The sequence below is a fragment of the Myxococcus eversor genome, from assembly GCF_010894455.1.
Taxonomy (GTDB): Bacteria; Myxococcota; Myxococcia; order Myxococcales; family Myxococcaceae; genus Myxococcus; species Myxococcus eversor.
In genome coordinates this window covers 374,557-400,591 of sequence record NZ_JAAIXY010000011.1, presented here as the reverse complement: position 1 = coordinate 400,591, position 26,035 = coordinate 374,557, and the positions used below count along the sequence as shown (strand labels likewise).

5 protein-coding genes are annotated in these 26,035 nt (G+C 70.2%); all 5 read left to right on the top strand.

Features of this window, described 5'->3' with window-relative positions:
- On the top strand, positions 1-6,786 hold a 6,786-nt coding region (locus G4D83_RS23695), incomplete at its 5' end, for an amino acid adenylation domain-containing protein (protein ID WP_163867070.1).
- Positions 6,786-8,435 carry a cyclic peptide export ABC transporter gene (locus G4D83_RS23690; RefSeq protein WP_163867069.1) on the top strand — a complete coding sequence of 550 codons (1,650 nt, stop codon included), beginning with the start codon at positions 6,786-6,788 and terminating at the stop codon, positions 8,433-8,435. The genes G4D83_RS23695 and G4D83_RS23690, both read left to right, overlap by 1 nt.
- Before the next feature lie 26 nt (positions 8,436-8,461).
- Entirely contained in the window at positions 8,462-9,457 is a 996-nt protein-coding gene (locus tag G4D83_RS23685) for an NAD(P)-dependent alcohol dehydrogenase (RefSeq protein WP_163867068.1), read from the top strand.
- A 74-nt stretch (positions 9,458-9,531) separates the two neighbouring features.
- Positions 9,532-10,887, top strand: coding sequence for a glycosyltransferase family 87 protein (locus G4D83_RS23680; RefSeq protein ID WP_163867067.1), 1,356 nt, complete (start codon positions 9,532-9,534; stop codon positions 10,885-10,887).
- A 369-nt stretch (positions 10,888-11,256) separates the two neighbouring features.
- Positions 11,257-26,035, top strand: a 14,779-nt coding sequence (locus G4D83_RS23675) for a non-ribosomal peptide synthase/polyketide synthase (protein WP_163867066.1), incomplete at its 3' end; no start/stop codon positions are given.

Below are 26,035 nucleotides of genomic sequence, written 5' to 3'. Positions count from 1 at the left end.
CTCGCCCGAGGTCCGCTCTTCCGCTCCACCCTGCTGCGCCTGGACGCCCAGCAGCACGTCCTCCTCGTCACCGTCCACCACATCGTCTCCGACGGCTGGTCCTCCGGCGTGCTCGTTCGCGAGTTGGCGGCGCTCTACTCCGCGCGCGCCACCGGCACCCTCCCCGCCCTTGCCCCGCTGCCCGTGCAGTACGCCGACTACGCCGCCTGGCAGCGCTCCTGGTTGCAGGGTGACGTGCTCCAGCGTCAGTTGGACTACTGGCGCCACCAGCTCTCCGGCGCGCCCCAGGCCCTGGAGTTGCCCACCGACAGGCCCCGTCCCGCCGTGCAGTCCCACCGCGGCTCCAGCCTCTCTTCCCGCCTGTCCCGCCAGCTCTCCGACTCCCTCAAGGCCCTGGCCCAGCACGAGGGCGCCACCCCCTTCATGCTGCTGCTGGCCGCCTTCCAGCTGCTGCTCTCCCGCTACTCCGGCCAGGACGACATCGTCGTCGGCTCTCCCATCGCCGGCCGCACCCACGCTCAAACCGAGGGCCTCATCGGCTTCTTCGTCAACACCCTCGTGCTGCGCTCCCGCCTCGACTCCCACTCCTCCTTCCGACAGTTGCTCGCCCAGGTGCGTGAAACCGCGCTGGGCGCCTACGCCCACCAGGACGTGCCCTTCGAGAAGCTGGTGGAGGAGCTCCACCCCGAGCGCAGCCTGAGCCGCACGCCTCTCTTCCAGGTGATGCTCACCCTGCAGAACACTCCTCGCCAGGAGCTGTCCCTGCCAGGGCTGCTGCTGCGCGGCGTGGAGGCGGGCGGCGAAGTCGCCAAGTTCGACCTGACGCTCAGCCTCAACGACACGCCGGACGGCCTCGCCGCCTCCCTCGTCTACAACGCCGACTTGTTCGACGCCGCCACCGCCGGCCGCATGCTCGAACACCTGCGCGTTCTCCTGGAGGCCATCGCCTCTCATCCCGACCAGCGTCTCTCCGAGCTGCCCCTCCTCACCCTCTCCGAGCGCCAACAGGTCCTATCCTCCTGGAACGACACCGCGGCCCCACGGCGGAGCGCCCTCCTGCATCAGCTCATCGCGGACCAGGCCGCGCGCTCACCTCACGTCCCCGCAGTGATGTTCGAGGACTCCAGCCTCACTTTCCGCGAGCTCGACACGCGCGCCAATCAGCTCGCGCACCACCTGTGCGCGCTGGGCGTCGGCCCCGACGTGCGCGTCGGTCTCTTCGTCGAGCGTTCCGTCGAAGCCCTGATAGGCCTGCTCGGAATCCTCAAGGCCGGCGGCGCCTACGTCCCCTTGGACACGGCCCTCCCCCGCGAGCGGCTGGGCTACATGCTCCAGGACTCAGGCGCGAAGGTCCTCGTCACCCAGGACTGGCTCGTGGACCGGCTCCCCGTCGCCACTCCGGCCGTGGTGTTCCTCGACTCGGCTCGGGCGCAGCTCGAGCGTCAGCCCGCCACGCTCCCTGTCTCCGACGTCACCGCCGAGCACCTCGCCTACGTCATCTACACCTCCGGCTCCACCGGCCGCCCCAAGGGCGTGATGATTCAGCACGCCTCGGTGGTCAACCTCCTCTCAGCGCTCGACTCCGCCGTCTACTCAGGTGCCCAGCCGCCGTTGCGTGTCAGCGTCAACGCTCCGCTGTCCTTCGACGCCTCCGTCAAGCAGCTCATCCAGCTCGCGAATGGCCACACCCTCTGCCTCATCTCCGAGGAGGCTCGCGGTGACGTGCGCTTGATGCTCGAGCAGATTCGCCGCTACCGGCTCGACGTGCTCGACTGCTCCCCCTCGCACCTGCGCCTGTTGCTTGAAGAGGGCCTGGCCACACGGGACGAGGACGGCCCGAGCCGGGTGCTCATTGGTGGCGAGGCCATTGGCGAGTCCACCTGGCATCTGCTCGCGCACCATCCCCGCATCACCTTCTTCAACGTCTACGGCCCCACCGAGTGCACGGTGGACTCGACAGCGTGCGCCGCCAGCAGCAGGCCCGCGGGGCCCTCCATCGGCCGCGCGCTGCGCAACGTGCGGACGTACGTACTCGACGCGCACCTGCACCCCGTGCCCGTGGGCATCCCCGGCGAGCTGTTCATCGGCGGTGCCCAACTGGCGCGCGGCTACCTGGACCGACCCGAGCTGACGGCGGAGAAGTTCGTCCCCAACCCCTTCGGCACCGAGCACGGCGCGCGACTCTACCGCACCGGCGACAAGGTGCGCTGGCTGGCCGACGGCACCCTCGAGTACCTCGGCCGCTTCGACTTCCAGGTGAAGCTGCGCGGCTTCCGCATCGAGCTCGGTGAAATCGAAGCAGCGCTGGAGCAGCACCCGGCGGTGCGCACCGCCGTGGCCCTGGTGCGCGAAGACATGCCCGGCAACCCGCGCCTGGTGGCCTACGTGGTGCCCGAGGACGAGCCCTCGACGCGGGATGCGACGGGCGTCTCCATCCTGGATCTGCGCGCGCACCTCCAGGAGCGGCTGCCCGAATACATGGTGCCCGCGGCCTTCGTGGTGCTGCCCGCCCTGCCGCTGACGCCCAACGGCAAGCTGGACCGCAAGGCCCTGCCCGCGCCGGACCTGACCGCCGGGGGAGTCTCCTCCGTGGCTCCACGCACGCCCACCGAAGAGCTGCTGGCCGGCATCTGGAGCCAGTTGCTGGGCTTGAGTCAGGTGGGGGTGACCGACAGCTTCTTCGAGCTGGGCGGGCACTCGCTGCTGGCCACCCAGGCCATCAGCCGCATCCGTTCCGCCTTCCAGGTGGACCTGCCCCTGCGGGCCCTCTTCGAGACGCCCACCGTGGCCGCGCTCGCCCCGCGAGTGGACGCCGCGATGCGCGCCGGGCAGGGGCTGCAGGTGCCGCCGCTCGTCCCCGTCGCGCGTGATGCCGGGCCGATGCCGCTGTCCTTCCCCCAGCAGCGCCTGTGGTTCCTGGATCAGCTCACGCCGGGCAGCGCGCTCTACAACATCCCCATGGCCTTGCGGCTCGAGGGAACGCTCGATGTGGCGGCCCTGGAGTATGCCTTCGAGGAACTCATCCGCCGCCACGAGTCGCTGCGCACCACGTTCCTGCTCACGGGCGAACAGGTCCTCCAGGTCTTCGCTCCGGCCGCTCAGGCCTGGCCGCTCGGGGTGGTGGATCTGTGCCAGCTTCCGGAGGGAAGCCTCGAGCCCGAGGTCCGGCGACTGGCGAGTGAAGAGGCGATGCGTCCGTTCGACCTCGCCCGAGGTCCGCTCTTCCGCTCCACCCTGCTGCGCCTGGACGCCCAGCAGCACGTCCTCCTCGTCACCGTCCACCACATCGTCTCCGACGGCTGGTCCTCCGGCGTGCTCGTTCGCGAGTTGGCGGCGCTCTACTCCGCGCGCGCCACCGGCACCCTCCCCGCCCTTGCCCCGCTGCCCGTGCAGTACGCCGACTACGCCGCCTGGCAGCGCTCCTGGTTGCAGGGTGACGTGCTCCAGCGTCAGTTGGACTACTGGCGCCACCAGCTCTCCGGCGCGCCCCAGGCCCTGGAGTTGCCCACCGACAGGCCCCGTCCCGCCGTGCAGTCCCACCGCGGCTCCAGCCTCTCTTCCCGCCTGTCCCGCCAGCTCTCCGACTCCCTCAAGGCCCTGGCCCAGCACGAGGGCGCCACCCCCTTCATGCTGCTGCTGGCCGCCTTCCAGCTGCTGCTCTCCCGCTACTCCGGCCAGGACGACATCGTCGTCGGCTCTCCCATCGCCGGCCGCACCCACGCTCAAACCGAGGGCCTCATCGGCTTCTTCGTCAACACCCTCGTGCTGCGCTCCCGCCTCGACTCCCACTCCTCCTTCCGACAGTTGCTCGCCCAGGTGCGTGAAACCGCGCTGGGCGCCTACGCCCACCAGGACGTGCCCTTCGAGAAGCTGGTGGAGGAGCTCCACCCCGAGCGCAGCCTGAGCCGCACGCCTCTCTTCCAGGTGATGCTCACCCTGCAGAACACTCCTCGCCAGGAGCTGTCCCTGCCAGGGCTGCTGCTGCGCGGCGTGGAGGCGGGCGGCGAAGTCGCCAAGTTCGACCTGACGCTCAGCCTCAACGACACGCCGGACGGCCTCGCCGCCTCCCTCGTCTACAACGCCGACTTGTTCGACGCCGCCACCGCCGGCCGCATGCTCGAACACCTGCGCGTTCTCCTGGAGGGCATTGTCGCCCATCCCGACCAGCGTCTCTCCGAGCTGCCTCTGCTCACCTCCACCGAGCGCCAACAGGTCCTCTCCTCCTGGAACGACACCGCCGTGGCCTACCGCCCGGACCTCTTCGTCCACGAGCAGGTCGCCACCCAGGCCCAGGGGGCGCCCCAGGCGCTCGCCATCGGCTCGGCGTCCGACGCGCTGACGTACGGAGAGCTGGAGCGGCGTGCGAACCAGCTCGCGCACCACCTGCGCGCGCTGGGCGTCGGCCCCGAGGTGTGCGTCGGCGTGCTGCTGGAGCGCTCGGTGGATCTGGGGGTGAGCCTGCTGGCCGTCCTCAAGGCTGGCGGCGCCTACCTCCCGCTCGACACCGCCTATCCCCGTGAGCGCCTGCGCTTCATGCTCCAGGACTCCGCGGCGCGCGTGCTGCTCACCCGGTCGGCCCTGCTGGAGCGCTTCGACCTGGGCTCCACGACGACCTCCGTGGTGTGCCTCGACACGCAGCGTGGCGCGCTCGACGTCCAGCCCGCCGTGGCCCCGGCCCCGGAGCTCGCCGCGGACAACCTCGCCTATGTCATCTACACCTCCGGCTCCTCCGGCCGCCCCAAGGGGGTGCAGATCAGCCATGGCAGCCTGGCCAACCTCGTGGCCTGGCACCAGCGCACCTACGCCGTGACGTCCGGGGACCGGGCCACGCAGTTGGCGGGCACCGCCTTCGACGCGTCCGTCTGGGAGCTGTGGCCGTACCTGACCGCGGGCGCCAGCCTCCACCTGCCCCCGGAAGACGTGCGCACCGTCCCCGAGGCCCTGGTGCGCTGGCTGTGCGCCGAGGGCATCACCCTCACCTTCCTGCCCACGCCCCTGGCGGAGTCGGCGCTGGAGGTGACCTGGCCCGAGCACTCCACCCTGCGCGCCCTGCTGACGGGTGGCGACCGGCTGCGCGGCCGTCCCCGCCGGGACCAGGGCTTCCGCCTGGTCAACCACTACGGCCCCACCGAGAGCACCGTCGTCACGACGTGCGCCGACGTCGCCGTTCAATCCTCCACCGGAACGCTGCCCTCCATCGGCCGTCCCATCGACAACACCCAGGTGTACCTGCTGGACCGGCACCTGAGGCCGGTGCCGCCGGGCGCGGCCGGGGAGCTGTACATCGGCGGCGCGGGCCTGGCGCGCGGCTACCTGGGCCAGCCCGCGCTCACCGCCGAACGCTTCGTGCCGAACCCCTTCAGCGCCACGCCGGGCGAGCGTCTCTACCGCTCTGGTGACAGGGTCCGCGCGCTGCCCGACGGCAGCCTGGAGTACCTCGGCCGGCTCGACGAGCAGGTCAAGGTGCGCGGCCTGCGCATCGAGCTGGGAGAAATCGAATGGGCCCTGGCCCAGCACCCCGCGGTGCGCGAGGCCGTGGTGCTCGCCCGGCAGGACCCGCCCGGCGACAAGCGACTCGTGGCCTACGTGGTCCCCGCCCCCGGCACCGCGACAGCGCCGTCCCTCACCGTCGAGGAGCTGCGCGCACACCTGCGGCAGCGGCTGCCCGAGTACATGGTGCCCTCGGCCTTCTGCGTGCTGGAGTCCCTGCCGCTGACACCCAACGGCAAGGTGGACCGCAAGGCCCTGCCCGCTCCGGACGCCGCGTCGGCCGGCCTCGACCGATACGAGGCGCCCAGGGATGAACTGGAGGCCCGGCTCGTGGCGCTCTGGGAGGAGATGCTGGGCGTCCAGCCGGTGGGCGTGCGCAGCGACTTCTTCGAGTTGGGCGGCCACTCACTGCTGGCGGCGGGAATGATGGCGCGCATCCGCGAGCGGTTCGGGCGCGCCTTGCCGGTGGCCACCCTCTTCCAGGGGGCCACGGTGGAGCTCCTGGCGCGGCGGCTGCGCGAGGAGGCGGTGGCGCCCCCCGACGCGCCGGTGGTGTCGCTCAACACCGACGGCACCCGCCCGCCCTTCTTCTGCGTCCACGCGGTAGGCGGTGACGTGCTCAGCTACGCCGCGCTGGCGCGGGCGCTCGGGCCGGAGCAGCCCTTCCATGCCCTGCGGGCTCCGGGCATCGACGGCGCGCAGGAGCCCATGACGAGCATCGAGGCGCTCGCGGCGCGGCACCTGGAGACCGTCCGGCGCCTCCAGCCGCACGGCCCCTACCGGCTGGGAGGCTGGTCCTTCGGCGGCGTGGTGGCGTTGGAGATGGCGCGGCAGCTCCAGGATCAGGGGGCGCGAGTGGACACCCTGGCGCTCATCGACAGCCACCTGCCGCCCACTCGGCATGACGCCCCCGCGCCTTCGGCGGAGGACCTCCAGGCCCTCTTCTTCCGGGACCTGGTGCGCACCAGCGAGGAGCGCGTCACGCTGGCCTCGGAGCAGTTGCAGCCCCTGCGCCGGGTCTTCGAAAGCCACATGATGGCCCTGCGCCGCTACACGCCACGCACCCACGTGGGCCGCCTCCTCCTCTTCCGCGCCGCCGAGCACCTCGAGAGGGAACACTCCACGTCGGACCGGGGCTTCGCCGCCCTGGCCACCGCGGGAGTGGATGTCGAAGTGATTCCGGGCGATCACTACACCCTGCTGCAGCCGCCCCAGGTCGAGAACCTGGCGAAGCGACTGGCCGAGTACCTTGAACGGAGCTCGGCCGTGGACCCCAACAAGACTGGAATGGCCTGATGAAGCTCGTCCTCTTTCTCATCAAACGGGCCAAGGGCCGCTTTGCCCTGGCCACCCTCTGTGGCCTGCTCGGAGGGGCCATGAGCGCCGGGCTCCTCGCCGTCATCGGCAACACGCTCAACGGCTCCATGTCCGCGAACGCGGGCATGCTGGCCTTCGCGGGCCTCTCCACGATGGGCCTGCTGACGCGGTTCTTCTCCCAGGTCCTGCTCAACTCGCTGCATCAAGGCGAGCTCCAGCAACTGAGGCTCCAGTTGGGTCGGCAGATCCTCGCCACGCCCCTGCGCCGCCTGGAGGAGACCGGCCCGCACCGGCTGCAGACCGCGCTCTCGAACGACATCCAGTCCATGAGCAACAGCCTGGGGCTCATCCCCGTCATCTTCATCGACCTCACCATCGTGGTGGGCTGCCTGGCCTACATGGCCTGGCTGTCGTGGAGCAGCTTCATCGGAACGATGCTCTTCCTGCTGGTGGGTGGGCTGACCTACTGGATTCCCCAGGGGCGAGGTGTGTCCATCCTCCGGCAGTCGCACGGACAGCAGTCCCTGCTCTTCAAGGCCTTCCGCGGCATCACCGACGGCATCAAGGAGCTCAAGCTGCACCAGGACCGGCGGACGGCCTTCGTCAACGACTGCTTCGAGCCCACCACGGCCGCCCTGCAACGCGCCCATACCCGCGCCAACTACTACTTCGCCGCCGCCGCGCTCTGGGGGGCCTTCATCTTCCTCTTCTTCATCGGGCTGATGCTCTACGTGGCGCCTCGCGTCCTCAGCGTGAGCCCCCGTGAGCTGATGGGCTACACGCTCGCCGCCCTCTACCTCCAGCAGCCGCTCACCACCCTCATGAGGAACATCCCCGTGCTGGCCCAGGGGAACATCTCGCTGGAGCATCTCGAAAAGCTGACGCTCTCGCCTCCGGACACCGGCGCTCCACTCCCGCCGGCGCCCCGCTCCTTCGAGCGCCTGGAAGTGACGGGCATCACCCACACCTACTTCCGCGAAAACGACGACAGCCGTTTCACGCTGGGCCCCATCCACCTGGAGCTCACCCCCGGGGAGATCGTCTTCATCATTGGCGGCAACGGCAGTGGGAAGACAACGCTGGCCAAGCTGCTCACGGGCCTCTACACGCCGGAGTCCGGGGAGCTGCGCATCGACGGCCGGAGCGTCACCGAGGAGAACCGGCAGCAGTACCGGCAGTACTTCTCCGCGGTGTTCTCCGACTTCCACCTCTTCGACAGCCTGCTCGGACTGGCCCCCGCGGAGCGCGCGCAGCGGCTCCAGGGCTACCTGGAGCGGCTCCAGCTCGAGAAGAAGGTCTCCATCAACGCGGAGGGCGAACTGTCCACGACGGCCCTGTCGCTGGGCCAGCGCAAGCGGCTGGCGCTGCTCACCTCCTGGCTGGAGGACCGGCCCATCTACCTCTTCGACGAGTGGGCCGCGGACCAGGACCCCGCCTTCAAGAACGTCTTCTACCTGGAGCTCCTGCAGGAGCTGAAACGCGCTGGGAAGGCCGTGGTGGTCATCAGCCACGACAACCAATACTTCCACGTGGCGGATCGCATCATCCAGCTCGACTCCGGCCGGCTGATGGAGATGCCGGCCACCTCGCAGAAGGCAGAGCCCCGTCGGGCCACGGTCGCCTCTTGATTCCCTCAATCCCGCTGGAAGGCGACATGGCAGCCCACACCAATCCCTTGGAAGAGACCCAGATGAACGCCATCGTTCTGGAGCGGCATGGGCCGCCCGAGGTGCTGCGGGTGCGGCGGCTTCCCATTCCGGCCTTGCAGGACAAGGGCGTGCTGGTGCGCGTGCGGGCCACCGCGGTGAGCCCAGGGGACTGCCGGATGCGCGCCAGCAAGCCTCCTCGGGGTGAGCAGAGTGGCCCGAAGCGCGTCGGTCTGGACGTGGCGGGCGAGGTGGTGAGCGTGGGCGCCGCCATCACCCATCTGCGGCCAGGAGAGCGCGTGTATGGCTTCAGCATGCGGTCCGTGGCGAGCGCGGAGTACGCACTCTTGCCCGGCTCCGCCCTGGCCGTGATTCCCGCCTCGCTGACGTTCCAGCAGGCCGCCGCGGTGCCCCTCTCCGCCACCACGGCGCTGCAGGCGCTGCGGGACGTGGCGAAGGTGAAGCAGGGTGAGCGGGTGCTCGTGGTGGGGGCCTCGGGAGGCGTGGGCACCTTCGCCGTGCAGCTTGCCCGCATCCTCGGCGCCGACGTCACGGGGGTGTGTTCCGCGCGGCATGTGGCGCTCGTGCGGGAGCTGGGCGCCGGCCGCGTGCTGGACCACGGCCGGACGGACTTCACGAGAGAGCCGGAGCGCTACGACGTCGTGTTCAACACCACGTTCGCCCGCTCCTTCGTCGCGTGCCGCCAGGTGCTGGCGCGGACGGGCCGGTACGTCACCGTGGCCCTGCCTCCGCCCTGGGTGGACAGGGTGGCCTCCTCCCTGCTCCCCGGGCCGCGCCTCCTGATGGCTTCCGTCACGCCGCGGGGCGACGACTTGCGGCAGCTCAGCGCCTGGATTGACGCTGGCCAGCTCCGGCCCGTCGTCAGCCAGGTGTTCCCCTACACGCGCTTCGCGGATGCCCACAGGGCCTCCGAGGCTGGACAGTCCGGCGGCAAGCTCGTGGTCGACATGGAGTCGCTCAACGAGGCCGGGGCCTCCCTCTAGCAACGGGGCCAGAGACCTCGCTCGCGAACTGGGATGCCGGACCCATTCGAACTTCAGTCCCTGGCCTTCCATCCATGAAAAAGCAGAGCTCCTTTGGCATCACGTCCCCGCCCGCCTCCAGCCAGGTCTCCGCGCCCCAGGCCGGCGCGTATTGGACGCACCTGTTGCTGCTCGTCCTGTTCGTCGCGGTGACGCTCGCCACGCGCGAGCTGCTGTGGCTCCCCAAGCAGCGCGACCTCGACTTCAGCGCGTATTGGACAGCGGCCCAGCTCGCGTTCTCGCCCGAGGGCGCGCCCTATGACTGGAGGACGCTGTCGCGTCTGGGCAGGGAGTGGATGCCCGAGCGCACCCAGGTCCCTGCCTTCATCTACACCCCGGTCTCGCTGCTGGCGTTCGGGGTGTTCAAGGGGCTGGAGTTCACCACCGCGGCCGGCATCATGCTCGTCGTCAACATCCTCGCCTCGGCGGCCGCGTTCGCCTTCCTGGCGCGCATGCTCGAGCTGAGGAACTCGCGGCGGATGTTCCTGTGCTGGGCCATCTACACGCTGTGCTTCGCGCCCATCTACGACTCGCTGGGCCTGGGGCAGGTGAACCCGGTGCTGCTGCTGCTGCTGTGCACCGTGTGGTACGCGTACCGAGGCAACCGCGCGGCGTGGGCCGGGGGCCTGGCCGCAGCGGCCGCGGTGTTCCTCAAGTTCCACTTCGGCCTGCTGTTGCTGCCGGTGCTGCTGCGCGGACAGTGGAGGCCGGCGCTGTGGGGCACCGCCTTCCTCGTGCTGGGCGTGGGCCTGTCCGCGGCCCTCTTTCCTTTCGACGCATGGGCGCAGTGGCATGAGCATGTCGTGAGTGGCAGCTCGCTCATCCGCATGCCCAGGGGAATACCGGGTGTCTCGGAGCAGTCGAACCTGAGCCTGCCGGGGCTGACGGGCCGCTTCCTCCTGAAGAACCCGGCGTTCCCCAACAACCCCGTCCCGAGGGAGCTGGCCTCCCTGGTGGCCACGTCGCTGTGCGCGGCGCTCGCCTGCGTCATGGCCTGGGTGTTGTGGCGCTCCAGCCGCATGCCGCGGACGCCCGAGCGGGCCGACCTGGAGATCTGCCTCGTGCTGGCCACGGCCTTCGAGGTGTCTCCCATCTCCTGGGGCCCCCACCTCGTGTTCCTTCTCCCGGTCCTGTACCTGCTGGGTCGCGACGTCGTGCTGGCGCCGGGGGCTCCCACGCCACAGCGGGTACTGCTGGGGACCCTCATCGTCGTCCTGGCCTTTCACCCCTACTTCCTCGGGCTCCAGGACGTCACGGCCATGCTGGTGGTGGCCACGCTGCGCGCCCTGGCGACGCTCACCGTGTGGAGCGCCATGGCGCTGCTGCTGCTGCGCCTGTCTCCAGCGCGGGAGCCCACGGCAGCTTCCTCCCCGGCCTCGTGCACCGGATGAGCGACGCCAGCGGGCTTTCCAGGGCCACCCTGGCTTTCCAATCGGCACCGTAAAATCTAGAATGACTGTTAAGTATTTAAAGCCAGGAATGCCTGAATGATGATGTGCCTGCCAGTGCCTCACCGGCTCCCGGCGCTCTGGGACGCCCCTGATACCTTCGCCCGCGGGCGCTTCTCTCTCGAGGGCGTCGCATCGGGCGGCGGGCAGGAAGTCGGCCCCACCCCGCGGCCTCGCAGGAGGCTCCAGGCCTCCGGCCGTTCTCCGCCGTGTGCGTGGCCCTCCAGGGCTCGCCTGTCCCTCGGCCGCTGAAATTCCTCTCGTTCTCTCTTCGCGCGTCTCCTCCGCGGGCCGCCCCGAGTCGCCACCTCCATGTCTTCTCCGTCCCCCACCCCCCGCTCCACCACGCTGCTCGACCTGCTCGACGGGCGCGTCGCTGACAAGCCCGACGCCCTCCTCTACCGCTTCCTCGAGGACGAGGCCGAGCCGACGCTCAGCTACGCGCAGCTTTCAGCGCACGCCCGCCGCATCGCCGGCGCCCTCCAGGCCGTGGCGGCCTCGGGGGAGCGCGCCGTGCTGCTCTACCCTCCGGGACTCGAATACATCGCCGGCTTCTTCGGCTGCCTCTACTCGGGCCTCGTCGCCGTCCCCGCCTATCCGCCGGACCCCTCGCGCCTGGAGCGCACCCTGCCCCGGCTTCGCGCCGTCATCCGCGACGCCCAGGCCACCGTGGTGCTCACCACTTCCTTCATCCTCTCCATGGGCGACTTCCTCTTCGAGCACGCCCCGGACTTGAAGGACCTTCACTGGCTGGCCACCGACGCGCTGCCCTCCGACGCCGCGGCCTCCTGGCAGCGGCCCCAGTTGTCCTCCGACTCGCTGGCCTTCCTTCAGTACACCTCGGGCTCCACCGGCACGCCCAAGGGCGTGATGCTCACCCACGCCAACCTGCTGGACAACCTGAGCCACATCCACCGCTCGTTCGGCGCGCACGACGACAGCGTGGGTGTCATCTGGCTGCCGCCCTACCACGACATGGGCCTCATCGGCGGCATCCTCGAGCCGCTCTACGGTGGCTTCCCCGTCGCGCTGCTCTCCCCACTGGACTTCCTCAAGCGTCCGCTGCGCTGGCTGGAGGCCGTCTCACGTTTCGGCGGCACCATCAGCGGCGGACCCAACTTCGCCTTCGAGTTGTGCACGCGGAAGATTTCCCCTGAGCAGCGCCAGCAACTGGACTTGAGCCGCTGGGAGCTGGCCTTCTGCGGCGCGGAGCCCATCCGTCCCGAGACGCTGGAGCGCTTCGTCGAGGCCTTCGGCCCGTGCGGATTCCGGCGTGAGGCCCTCTACCCCTGCTACGGCCTGGCCGAAGGCACGCTGATTGTCACCGGCGTGCAGAAGGGCACGGGCCCCGCGCAGCACGCGGTGAAGGCGGAGCCCCTGGGCCGCAACCGCGTGGAGCCCGCCGAGGCCGACGCGCAGGATGCTCGCGTGCTGGTGGGGAGCGGACAGACGATGCAGGGCCAGCAGGTCCTCATCGTCGAGCCCGAGTCGCTGCGCGCGTGCGAGGCGGGCCAGGTGGGTGAAGTCTGGGTGCGTGGCGCCAGCGTGGCGCAGGGCTACTGGCAGCGTCCGGAAGAGACGGCGCGTGCCTTCAATGCGAGGACGGCCGACGGCCACGGGCCCTTCCTTCGCACCGGGGACCTGGGCTTCCTGCGCGGGGACGAGCTCTTCGTCACCGGCCGTCTCAAGGACCTGCTCATCCTTCGCGGCCGCAACCACTACCCGCAGGACCTGGAGCTGACGGCGGAGCAGGCCCACCCGACGCTGCGCCCCGGTTGTGGCGCGGCCTTCAGCGTGGAGGTGGAGGGCGAGGAGCGCCTGGTGCTGGTGCAGGAGGTGGACCCGCGCCGGCAGCTGGCCTCCGTGGAGGAAGTGCTCGCGGCGGTGCGCCAGGGGCTGGCGGAGCTGCACGAGGTGCAGTTGCACGCGCTGGTGCTCATCGAGCCCGGCAGCATTCCCAAGACATCGAGCGGGAAGATTCAGCGTCAGGGCACGCGCGCGGCCTGGCTCGCGGGCGAGCTGCGGGAAGTGCTGGCGTGGCGCGAAACAGTGGCCACCGCTCCCACGGCCGAAGCGCCCGAGGCCTCGGGCGAAGGAGCGCTGGACACCGCCGAGTCGATTGAGAACTGGCTGCGGCAGCGGCTGGCCGCGCGCGCGGGCGTGCGAGTGGAGGCGGTGGCCTCGGACGAGCCCATCACCCGATATGGCCTGGACTCGCTGGGCGCCGCCGAGCTGGCGCACGACGCGGAGCGGGCGCTGGGCGTGGCCCTCTCCATGGACGCGCTGCTGCGCGGGCCCTCGCCTCGCGAGCTGGCACTGGAGCTGCTCGCGGCCCGGTCCTCGGCCCTGGCGACCCGGGGCATGCCGGCGCTGGAGCGCGGTGACGACACCGGACCGGCGCCGCTGTCCTTCGCCCAGCAGCGCTTGTGGTTCCTCCAGCAGCTTGAGCCCACAAGCCCCGTCTACAACATCCCCGCCGCCCTCCGGCTGGAGGGGGCGCTGGACGTGGCCGTGCTGCAGCGCTGCTTCGACGTCCTCGTCCAGCGCCACGAGGCGCTGCGCACCACGGTGGCCACCACTGACGGCCAGCCCGTGCAGTTCGTCTCCCCCTCTCTCACCGTGGCGCTGCCGGTGGTGGACCTGCGCGGTGTGCCCGAGGCGCGGCGTGAAGACGAGGCCCGCAACCACGCCCTCGCGCAGGCGCGACATTCCTTCGACCTGGAGACCGGTCCGCTGCTGCGCGTGGTGTTGCTGCGGCTGGCCGAGCGCACCCACGTGCTGTCGCTGACGATGCACCACCTCGTCTCCGACGGCACCTCCATGGGCGTGCTCGTCCGCGAGTTGGCGGCGCTCTACGAGGCGCTGGCCGCGGGCCGCCCCTCGCCCCTGCCCGAGCTGCCCGTGCGCTACACCGACTACGCGCGCTGGCAGCGCCAGTGGCTGCGCGGCGAGGTGCTGGACTCTCAAGTGGCGTACTGGCGCACGCAGCTCTCTGGCGCCCCGCACGCCCTGGAGTTGCCCACCGACAAGCCTCGCCCCACTGCGCAGTCCTTCCGCGGTGCCAGCGTGCCGGTGCGCCTGCCGCGTGAGCTGACCCAGGCCCTCAAGTCCCTGGCGCGCAGCGAGGGCGGCACTCCCTTCATGGTGCTGCTCGCCGGCTTCCAGGCGCTGCTTCACCGCTACTCCGGCCAGCAGGACGTCAGCGTCGGCACCGCCATCGCCGGCCGCCGCCGCGCCGAGCTGCAAGGCCTGGTGGGCTCCTTCATCAACAACCTGGTGCTGCGCACCCACCTCTCCGCGGAGCTGACCTTCCGCGAGCTGCTCGGCCGGGTGCGCGAGGTGACGCTCGGCGCGTACGCGCACCAGGACGTTCCCTTCGAAAAGCTGGTGGAGGAGCTGCGGCCCCAGCGCGACCTGGGCCGCTCCCCCTTCTTCCAGGTGATGCTCCTGCTTCAGCAGGACCCGCTTCCCTCCGTGACGCTGCCGGGCCTGTCCCTGCTGTCGCTGGACGTGGAGTCTCCGGCCGCGAAGTACGACCTCACGCTGTCGCTGACGGACACGGCCGACGGGCTGAGCGGCACGCTGGAGTACAGCACGGACTTGTTCGAGGCAAGCACCGCGCAGCGGATGGTGGCGCACCTGGGCGCGCTGCTGGCCGGCGCGGTGGCTCAGCCCGGCCAGTGCATCGGCGCATTGGAGCTTTTGTCCCCCGAGGAAGAGCGCCGGGTGACGCGGGAGTGGAACGACACCGCCACGCCCTTCGAACGTCAGGCCACCCTGGCCCAGCTCTTCTCGGCGCAGGCAGCGCGCACGCCCGAGGCCGTGGCCCTGGTGTGCGGTGACTCCGCGCTGACGTACCGGGAGCTGCAGGCACGTGCCTCCGCCCTCGCCCACCAGCTTCGCGCCCGCGGCGTGCGGCCCGGTGCTCTCGTCGCCGTGTGCGCCTCGCGCTCCGTGGAGCTGGTGACAGGGCTCCTGGGTGTCCTCGAGGCCGGTGGCGCCTACGTCCCGTTGGACCCTTCCTACCCCGCGGAGCGCCTGGCCTTCATGCTTCGCGACTGTGGGGCTCGCGTCCTGCTCACCCAGCGGAACCTGGCCGGCACTGTCCCGGCGGCGGGCATCGAGTGCGTCTTCCTGGACGAGCCCGGCCTGGCCGGCACCCTCGCGGACGTGTCCCCGTCCGGCGGCGCCCACCCCGAGGACCTCGCCTACGTCCTCTACACCTCGGGCACCACTGGCACCCCCAAGGGCGTCATGGTGCAGCACCGCAACGTCGCCAACTTCTTCGCGGGGATGGATGCGCGTCTGGGCGCCTCTTCCTCCGGAACCTGGCTGGCCGTCACCAGCGTCTCCTTCGACATCTCCGTGCTGGAGCTGCTGTGGACGCTGTGCCGCGGCTTCAAGGTCGTCGTGCACACCGAGGCCGAGCAGGGCCAGGTGGCCGAGTCTCTGCTGCGACACGCCGTCACCCACCTGCAACTGACGCCTTCGCGCGCCCACGCGCTGCTCACCGAGTCCCGTGGACTCGAATCGCTCGCCTCCGTGCGCCAGTTGCTCGTCGGCGGCGAAGCCCTGCCGCCAGAGCTCGCCACCCGGCTGCGCGGTGCCCTGCGCGGCGGCGTGCTGATCAACATGTACGGCCCCACCGAGACGACCATCTGGTCCTCCACGCACACCGTGGAAGCAGTAACAGGGCCCGTCTCTATCGGTACCCCCATCGCCAACACGGCCCTCTACATCCTGGATGCGTGGCTGCGTCCGGTACCGGTGGGCGTGGCCGGGGAGCTCTTCATCGGCGGAGAGGGCGTCGCCCGCGGATACCTGGAGCGGCCCGCGCTGACCGCCGAGCGCTTCGTGCCCGACGCGTACTCAGCCACGCCGGGTGCGCGCATGTATCGCACCGGCGACCTGGTGCGCTGGCACGCGGACGGAACGGTGGAGTTCCTCGGCCGCGTCGACCAGCAGGTGAAGGTGCGCGGGTACCGCATCGAGCTCGGCGAGGTGGAGGCGGTGCTCGCCCGGCACCCGTCCGTGCGCGCGACGGTGGTGGCGGCACGCAAGGACGGCCCGGCGGAGGCACGTCTGGTGGCCTATGTGGTGCCCTCGGCGCCTGGGATGGACCTGGCGGCGCTGCGCGGCTTCCTGCGCGAGCAACTGCCCGAGTACATGGTGCCCTCGGCCTTCATGGCCCTGGACGCCTTGCCCCTGACTCCCAACGGCAAGGTCGACCGCAAGGCCCTCCCGGCTCCGGACCTCGCCCGGCCCGAGCTGGGCGCGGAGTACGTGGCGCCGCGCACGCCCGTGGAGGAGGCGCTCGCGCGCGTCTGGAGCGAGCTGCTCGGAGTGGAGCGGGTCGGCGCGCTCGATGACTTCTTCGACCTGGGCGGCCACTCCCTGCTGGCCACCCAGGTCGTTGCCCGCGTGCGGTCGCTCTTCTCCACGGAACTGCCGCTGCGCGAGCTCTTCGAGGCACGCACCGTTGCCGCACTGGCCGCGCGCATCGACGCCTCCATCCAGGCCCACCGCGATGTCAGGCAGCACCCGTCGATGCGGAAGCTGCCCCGCACCGACACGCTGCCACTGTCCTTCGCGCAGCAGCGCCTGTGGGTGCTCGACCGGCTGGAGCCGGACAGCCCTCTCTACAACATGCCGGCCGTCCTCCGGCTCCAAGGCGCGCTGGACGTGCACGCCCTGCGGAAGACCTTCGACGCGGCCATCCTCCGCCATGAGGGCCTGCGCGCCACCTTCCACACCGCCCACGCCATGACGGTCCAGCGCATTGCCTCGGACGTCGTCCTGGCCCTGCCGGTGGTGGACCTGTCCACCGTCCCGCACGCCTCCCAGGATGCCGAGGTGGAGCGCCGCATCCTCGTCGAAGTCCAGCGCCCGTTCGACCTGAGCCGCGCTCCGCTGATGCGCGTGCTGCTGCTGAAGCTGGCCGAGCGCGAGCACGTGCTGGTGCTGACCATGCACCACATCATCTCCGACGGCTGGTCCATGGACATCCTCGTCCGTGAGATGGCCGCCCTCTACGAGGCCTTCACAGCGGGCCGTCCCTCGCCCCTGCCCGAGCTGGCCTTCCAGTACGCGGACTTCGCGGCCTGGCAGCGCCAGTGGCTGGAAGGCGAAGTGCTCCAAAGCCAGCTCGGCTGGTGGCGCCAGCAGCTCGACGGCATTCCTCAACTGCTGCAACTGCCCACCGACAAGCCGCGTCCGACAGCGCGCACCTACCGCGGCGCCACCCGCGTCCTCACCCTGCCGGCCCAACTGGCCTCGTCGCTGCGCGAGCTGAGCCAGCGAGAGGGCGTCACGCTGTACATGACGCTGCTGGCCGCCTTCGACCTGCTGCTGGCCCGCTACTCCGGTCAGACGGATATCGTCGTCGGCACCGACATCGCCAACCGCACCCACTCGGAGACCGAAGGCCTCGTCGGCTTCTTCATCAACCAGCTCGTCATGCGCACGAAGCTCGACGGTGACCCCACCTTCCGCGAGCTGCTGGGCCGCGTGCGCGAGGCCTCTCTGGGCGCCTACGCCCACCAGGACGTGCCGTTCGAGGAGCTGGTGCGCGCGCTCAACCCCGAGCGCAGCCTCGGCCACGCGCCCCTCTTCCAGGTCAAGCTCGTCCTCCAGAACCTGCCTCAGCCTCGGCTGGAGGTGCCCGGCCTCTCCATGGAGCTGCTGCCGGTGGACGACCACACGTCGAAGTTCGACGTCACCGTCGAGTTCACCGACTTGCCGCACGGGCTCGATTTCCTGTGCGAGTACAGCACCGACCTGTTCGAGGCACAGACCATCGAGCGGATGATGGGCCACCTGAAGACGCTGCTGGAGTCGGCCGTGGCCGCTCCGAGTCTGCGCCTCTCTCAGTTGTCCATGCTGCCGGCTTCCGAGCGCCAGCAGGTGCTGGTGGACTGGAACCAGACGCACCAGGAGCGTCCGGACTCCACCGCACACCAGCTCTTCGAAGCCCAGGTGCAGCGCACGCCTCACGCCCCCGCCGTCAGCTTCGAGTCCTCCTCCCTCACCTACCTTCAGCTCAACTCCCGCTCCAACCAACTCGCTCGCCACCTGCGCTCCCTCGGCGTCGGCCCCGACACTCTCGTCGGACTGAGCGTCGAGCGCTCTCTCGACATGGTCGTGGCCATGCTCGGCGTGCTCAAGGCCGGTGGCGCCTACGTCCCGCTGGACCCCAGCTACCCCGCCCAGCGCCTGGCCTTCATGCTTCAGCAGGCACGGCCTCCCGTGCTCCTCACCCAGCAGCACCTCGCGGACGAGCTCCCCAGCCAGAGTGAGATGCTCTTCTGCCTCGACTCCGACTGGGCCCAGCTCGCTTCGCTTCCCGACGACAACCTGACGCCCGTGGCCCAGGCCGACCAGCTCGCCTACGTCATCTTCACCTCCGGCTCCACCGGCCAACCCAAGGGCACACTGCTGACGCACCGGGGCTTGTGCAATACCGCCCTCGCCGCCGCGGGCGCGCTGCGCCTGGAGCCGGGACAGAAGGCACTGCAATTCGCCGCCTTCGGCTTCGACGCCTCGGTGTGGGAATGCTTCTCCGCCCTGCTCAGCGGCGCCCAGCTTTGCCTCGCGCCGCGCGACGCCCTCATGCCCGGCCTGCCCCTTCACTCGCTGCTGCAGAAGCAGGCCATCACCACCGCCACCTTGACGCCCTCGGTGCTGGCACAGACTTCGCCCGAAGGCCTGGACTCGCTGCGCACGCTCGCCTCCGCTGGTGAGGCCCTGCCTGCTGAATTGGCCCGACGTTGGGGCCAGGGCAGGCTGCTTCTCAACGCCTACGGCCCCACCGAAGTCACCGTCTGCGCCTCCGTGACTCCCGGCCCCGTCAATCCCAATCACCTCACCATTGGTCGCGCGCTGCCCAACGTGCAGTTGTACGTCCTCGACTCCGCCCTGCACCCGGTGCCCCTCGGCGTGCCCGGAGAGCTCTTCGTCGGTGGCCCCGGCCTCGCCCGCGGCTACCTGCACCGCGCCGACCTCACCGCTGAGTGCTTCGTCCCCCATCCCTTCAGCACCACGCCCGGCGCGCGCATGTACCGCACCGGGGACCGCGTCCGGTGGCTGGCCTCGGGTGAGCTCGACTTCCTCGGTCGGGCCGACTCTCAGGTGAAGCTGCGGGGCTTCCGTATTGAGTTGGGCGAAGTCGAAGCCGTGCTCGCTCAGCACCCGTCCATCCACGAGGCCGTCGCCCTCGTGCGTGAGGACGTGCCCGGTGACAGCCGCCTCGTCGCCTACGCCGTGCTCGCTGATGGCCACGAGTTGGACACGGCCGCGCTGCGAGCCCACCTGCTCCAGCGGCTGCCCGAGTACATGGTGCCCTCCGCCTTCGTCGCACTGAAGGCCCTGCCCCTCACCTCCAACGACAAGCTCGACCGCAACGCTCTGCCCGCTCCGGACCGGGCGGGGTCCGATCTGAACGAGGAAGACAGCGCCGCTCTCGGAGAGACAGAGGAGCGAATCGCGGCCATCTTCGCCGAGCTCCTCACCCTGGAGCGCGTCGGCCGCAATGACAGCTTCTTCGAGTTGGGCGGTCACTCGCTGCTCGCCACGCAGGCCGTCTCGCGCATCTACGAGACCTTTGGCGTGGAGCTGTCGCTGCGCGATGTCTTCGAGGCACCCACGGTCGCGGGGCTCTCCAGCCTCCTGGTGAAGCAACTCACCGAGGCACAGCGCAATCCCGTGGAGAAGCAGGTCGCCGCCATCTTCACGGAGCTGCTCAAGGTGGAGCGCGTGGACCTGGACGACAGCTTCTTCGAGCTGGGCGGACACTCGCTGCTGGCCACGCAGGCGGTCTCGCGCATCTACGAGACCTTCGGCGTGGAGTTGGCCCTGCGCGACATCTTCGAGGCCCCGACCGTGGCCAGCCTCGCCGCGCTCCTCTCGAAGCAGGCAGGCATCGTCATTCCCGAGCAGTCCGCCGTGGAAGACGGAAAAGTCTCGGCGCCGCGCATCCTGCCGGTGCCCAGGACGCAGGCCCTGCCCCTGTCCTTCTCCCAGCAGCGGCTGTGGTTCCTCGACCAGCTCGAGCCGGGAAGCGCGACGTACAACATCCCGGCCGTGGTCGGGATGGAGGGCGAGCTGGACATCACGGCCCTGGAGCGCGGCTTCAACGCGCTCGTCCAGCGCCACGAGTCCCTGCGCACCACCTTCCACGCCGAGTCCTCTGGCCCCATCCAGGTCATTGCCTCGAAGCTCCCGGTGCCGCTCACGGCCGTGGACCTGACGCACCTGCCCGAGCATGAGCGCCAGCAGCAGATGCTCCGCCTGGCGCGCGAAGAGGCATCGCAGCCGTTCGACCTCGCCCGGGGGCCGCTGCTGCGCACCACGGTGCTGCGGCTTGGCGAGCGCGAGCACGTGCTCCTGCTGAACATGCACCACGTCGTCTCCGACGGCTGGTCTCTGGGCGTGCTCATCCGTGAGATGGCGGCGCTATACGAGGGCTTCATCTCCGGCCATGAAGCGACGCTGCCCGAGCTGCCCATCCAGTACGCCGATTACGCGTCCTGGCAGCGCGGCTGGCTCCAGGGAGAAGTGCTGGAGAGGCAGCTCGCATACTGGCGCCAGCAGCTCACCGGGGCGCCGGAGTCGCTGGAGCTGCCCACCGACAGGCCTCGTCCCGTGGTGCAGTCCTTCCGTGGTGCCCAGCAGCCCGTGGCGCTCTCCAGGGAGCTGTCCGAGGCGCTCAAGGCCCTGGCGCAGCGTGAGGGCGTCACTCCCTTCATGGCGCTCCTCGGCGCGTGGCAGGTGCTGCTGTCGCGTTACTCGGGCCAGGACGACTTCAGCGTCGGCTCGCCCATCGCCGGCCGCACGCGGGGCGAAACGGAGGGGCTCATCGGCTTCTTCGTCAACACCCTGGTGCTGCGCACGAAGCTGGACGGGGAGCTCTCCGTCCGAGAGCTGCTCGCCCGCGTGCGTGAGACGACGCTGGGCGCCTACGCCCACCAGGACGTGCCCTTCGAGAAGCTGGTGGATGCGCTGCAGCCGGAGCGCAGCCTCAGCCGCACGCCGCTGTTCCAGGTGATGTTCATCCTGCAGAACGCGCCCATTCCCGAGCTGGCCCTGCCGGGCCTCTCCCTGAAGCCGGTGCCGGTGGACAGCCACACCTCGCGCTTCGACCTGACGCTGACGCTGGAGGACACGAAGGACGGCTTCCGCGGGACGCTCGACTACAGCACCGACCTCTTCGAGTCCTCGACGGTGGCCCGCATGGCGGGGCACCTGCGGCGGCTGATTGAAGGCATGGTCGCCGACCCGCGGCAGCTCACGTCCTCGCTGCCGTTGCTCTTGGACGCGGAGCGGCACCAGGTGCTGGAGGGCTGGAACGACACGGCCTACGACTACCCGCGCGACTCCTGCATCCACGACGTCTTCGCCCAGCAGGTCGCCCTGCGCCCCGACTCCATCGCCTTGGAGTCCGCGGACCAGCGACTCACCTACCGCCAGCTCGACGAGCGCGCCAACCAGCTCGCCTGGCTCCTCCAGCGCCATGGCGTCGGCCCCGACTCTCGCGTCGCCCTCTGCCTGGAGCGCTCCGTCGAGCTCGTCGTCTCCCTGCTCGCCATCCTCAAGGCCGGTGGCGCCTACGTGCCCCTCGACGTGGACTACCCGCGCGAGCGCCTCGCCCACATGCTCGAGGACGCACAACCTCAGGTCCTCCTCACCTCTGGTGCCCTCGCCTCGCGCCTGCCCACCGAAGGCCTGACGCTCGTCCTGCTCGACGAGGTCTCCGACGCCCTGGAGCGGCAGCCCACCTCCGCGCCCGCCTCCTCCACCACCTCGCGCAACCTGGCCTACATCGACTTCACCTCCGGCTCCACCGGCAGGCCCAAGGGCGTCTGCATCGAGCACCGCTCCGTCATGCGCCTGCTGCTGGGCCGCGTCGACTTCATGGAGCTGGGACCCCAGCACTCCTTCCTGCTCATCGCCCCCATCTCCTTCGATGCCTCCACGCTCGAGGTCTGGGGACCGCTGCTCCACGGTGGCCGGCTCGTCCTCTTCCCGCCCCACGCCCCCAATGACGTGAGCGAGCTTCAGCTCGTCCTGGAACGCCACCGCGTCTCCACCCTCCACCTCACCGCGGGCCTCTTCACCCAGATGGTGGACGCAAACCTCGAGGGCCTGCGCTCGGTGAAGCAGTTGCTCACCGGCGGCGACGTCGTCTCCGCGCCCCACGTGCGCCGCGTGCTGGAGGAGCTGCGCATTCCGGTGACGGCCTGCTACGGCCCCACCGAGTCCACGCTCTTCGCCTCCTGCTTCCGCATGACGGATGCCTCCCAGGTGGGCGCCTCCGTCCCCATTGGCACCCCCATCGGCAACACCCGTCTGTACGTCCTCGACTCCCTCCTGCGGCCTCTCCCGGTGGGCGTGCCCGGCGAGCTCTTCATCTCCGGTGACGGGCTCGCGCGCGGCTACCTTGGCCAGCCCGAGCTCACCGCCGAGCGTTTCCTGCGAGACCCCTTCAGCCCCGAGGCCGGCGCTCGCATGTACCGTACCGGAGACCTGGTGCGCCGCCGCGCCGACGGCGTGCTGGAGTTCCTCGGGCGCGCCGATACGCAGGTGAAGATCCGTGGCTTCCGCATCGAGCTGCCGGAGGTAGAGGCGGCGCTGCTGAAGCACCCGGCCATTCACCAGTCCGTCGTCGTCGCGCGAGAGGACCATGGCCTCAAGCGCCTGGTGGCCTACGTCGTCGGCGAGGCCTCCGTGGCCGAGCTGCGCGCGCACCTCAAGGAGCGGCTGCCGGAGTACATGATTCCGGGTGCCTTCGTGCGCCTCGATGCGTTGCCACTGACGGCCAACGGCAAGGTGGACCGCAAGGCGCTGCCCGCTCCCGACAGCCAGCAGCCCGAGGTGTCCTCGGCCTATGAGGCCCCGCGCGATGCCACCGAGCAGACGCTGGTGGACATCTGGTCCAAGGTGTTGGGCCGCGCCCGGGTCGGCATCCGCGACAACTTCTTCGAGTTGGGAGGCGACTCGATTGTCAGCCTGCAGGTGGTGGCGCGGGCGCGCCAGGCCGGGCTGCGGTTGTCGCCGCGCCAGCTCTTCCAGCACCAGACGGTGGAAGCGCTGGCCGCGGTGGCCCGGCAGGACCCGTCCAACCTGGGAGAGCAGGGGTTGGTGCGGGGGCCGGTGCCGCTGACCCCCGTGCAGCATGCCTTCTTCGAGTCCTCGCCGTTGCCGCACCCCTTCAACCAGGCCCTGCTGCTGCAGGTGCGCACGCCCCTGGACGCCTCCGTGCTCGAGGACGCCCTGCGCCGACTCGTCGAGCACCACGATGCGCTGCGCATGAAGTACTCGCCCCAGCCCGAGGGCGGATGGAGCCAGCATGCCTCGGGCCTGGAGGCCCCGCTGCACCTGGTGCGCGTGGACCTGACCTCCCTGCCCGAGTCCCAGCAGGCCCAGGCCCTGGAAGCCGAGGCCACGCGACTGCAAGCCAGCCTCTCGTTGGAGGAGGGCCTGCTGCTACGCGCCGCCCACATTTCGCTGGGCGCTGACCGTCCAGCCCGTGTGCTGCTGGTGGCCCACCACCTGGCGGTCGACACCGTCTCCTGGCGCGTGCTCGTCGAGGACCTGGAGAGCCTCTGCACCCAGCTGCGCTCGGGCAAGAAGCCCGAGCTGCCGGCCAAGTCCACATCGTTCAAGGCCTGGGCCGAGAAGCTCCAGCAGCACGCCCACTCCGAAGCACTGACGCACGAGTTGGACTACTGGCTGAACGACGCCAGGGCCCAGGTGCGTCCGCTTCCGGTGGACCGCGCCGCCGGCCCCAACACCTTCGCCTCGTCTCGCACCTTCAGCCTCTCGCTGGACGCCGACGAGACGCGCACCCTGCTGCACGAGGTGCCCGCCGCCTACCGGGCCCGCCTCGAGGACGTCCTGCTGGGCGCGCTCACCCAGTCCCTCCGCCAGTGGACGGGCCACGGCTCCGTGCTGGTGGAGCTGGAAGGCCATGGCCGCGAGGACCTCTTCGAGGGCGTGGACCTGTCGCGCACCGTCGGCTGGTTCACCGCCACCTACCCCGTCCTCTTCCAGTTGCCCGACTCCTCCTCGCCGGGCGACGCGCTGCGCGCCGTGCGCGACGAGCTGCGCCGGCTGCCCAACAAGGGCCTGGGGTACGGACTGCTGCGGCATCTCACCTCTGGAGAGGCCGCCGCTCGCCTCCGCGCCCTTCCGCGCGCCCAGGTCTCCTTCAACTACCTCGGTCAATTCGACGCCGCTAGCAGCGCCACCTTCGCCCTGGCGAATGAGTCAGTGGGTGAATCGGTGGCTCCAGGCCACGAGTCGAGCCAGCAGCTCGAGGTGGGTGGACTCGTGCGCGGAGGCCAGTTGCATCTGTCCTTCACATACAGCACGCACCTGCACGAGCGCGCCACCGTGGAGGCGCTCGCGCAGGGGCTCTTGTCCGGTCTGCGCGCGCTGATCGCCGGGCGCACCACCGAGGACGCGCGCCGCTTCACTCCGGCGGACTTCCCAATCGCCGCCCTGGAGCAGGACGCGCTCGACCGCCTCCTGAAGCGCCTCGGTCCGAACCTCGAGGACATCTACCCGCTCTCCCCGATGCAGCAGGGCATTCTCTTCCACACCCTGCTCGCCCCTGACTCGGGGGTCTACTTCGTCCAGTCCTCGTTCCGACTCCAGGGCCACTTCGATCCGCAGCGCTTCCGGAGCGCGTGGGAGCTGTTGGTGCGGCACAACCCCGTCCTTCGCACCAGCTTCGTGTGGGAAGGGCTGACCGAGCCGCTCCAGGTGGTGCACTCGCGTGCCGAGCTCCCCTGGCTCCAGCACGACTGGCGCGACCTTGACGCCGATCAGCAGCAGGCCCAGCGCGACGCATTCCTCGCCGAGGACCGCGCTCGCGGCTTCGACTTGACCTGCCCTCCCCTCATGCGTCTGGCCATCCTCCGCATGGGCGAGTCCTCCTGGCAGCTCGTCTGGAGCCAGCACCACCTGCTCCTGGATGGCTGGAGCGTGGGTCAGCTTCTGCAGGACCTCTTCGCCACATACGAGGCCCTGCTGCACTCCCGTCCGCCCCGCCTGCAGCCCAGGCCCCTCTACCGCGACTACATCGCCTGGCTGCGCCACCCCTCGCGCCCCTCCACCGAGTCCTTCTGGCGCGAAAAGCTCCAGGGCTTCCGCTCCCCCACGCCGCTTCCGGGCGCTTCATCCTCGGCCCCGGCGTCCGGCCCGAGGTCCATGGGGAAGCGCTCCCTGGCCCTCTCCATCTCCTCCACCTCCGCCCTCCAGGACTTCGCCCGCGGCCACCAGCTCACCCTCAACACCCTCCTGCAAGCCTCCTGGGCCCTGCTGCTGAGCCGCTACTCCGGCGACTCCGATGTCGTCTTCGGGGCCACCTCCGCCGCGCGCCCCGATGAGCTGCCCTCCTCGCAGTCCATGATGGGCCTTTTCATCAACTCGCTGCCGGTGCGCGTGCAGCTCGACGCCCACCAGCCGGTGCTCTCCTGGCTGCGCCAGCTTCAGGAGCGCCAGTCCACCCAGGCAGCGTACGAGCACACCCCCCTGGTGCAGGTGCAGTCCTGGAGCCAGCTGCCTCGCGGCTCTTCGCTTTTCGACTCGCTGCTGGTCTTCGAGAACTTCCCCCTCGATGCCTCTCTCCGGCAGCGCTCCGGCGCCCTCCAGGTGATCGACAGCCAGACCTTCGATCACACCAACTATCCACTGGCGATTGGCATCACACCGGGACCGCAACTGGTGCTCACCTTCTCGTATGAGGAGGCGCGCTTCAGTCCCGAGACCATCGACCGGCTCCTTGGGCATTGGCAGGTGATAATGGAAGGGGTGGTGGCGCACGCCTCCGGGTCGCTAGGCGAAGTGCCCATGCTGACAGCCTCCGAGCGCCAGCAGGTGCTGGTGGACTGGAACCAGACGCACCAGGCGCGTCCGGACACCACCGCTCACCAGCTCTTCGAAGCCCAGGTGCAGCGCACTCCGCACGCTCCCGCCGTCAGCTTCGAGTCCTCCTCCCTCACCTACCTTCAGCTCAACTCCCGCGCCAACCAACTCGCTCGTCACCTGCGCTCCCTCGGCGTCGGCCCCGATACCCTCGTCGGCCTTTGCG

Excerpts from the sequence above, each read along its gene's own strand:
- G4D83_RS23680 (WP_163867067.1), top strand. The coding sequence starts at position 9,532 with ATGAAAAAGCAGAGCTCCTTTGGCATCACGTCCCCGCCCGCCTCCAGC.
- G4D83_RS23685 (WP_163867068.1), top strand. The coding sequence starts at position 8,462 with ATGGCAGCCCACACCAATCCCTTGGAAGAGACCCAGATGAACGCCATC.
- G4D83_RS23690 (WP_163867069.1), top strand. The coding sequence starts at position 6,786 with ATGAAGCTCGTCCTCTTTCTCATCAAACGGGCCAAGGGCCGCTTTGCC.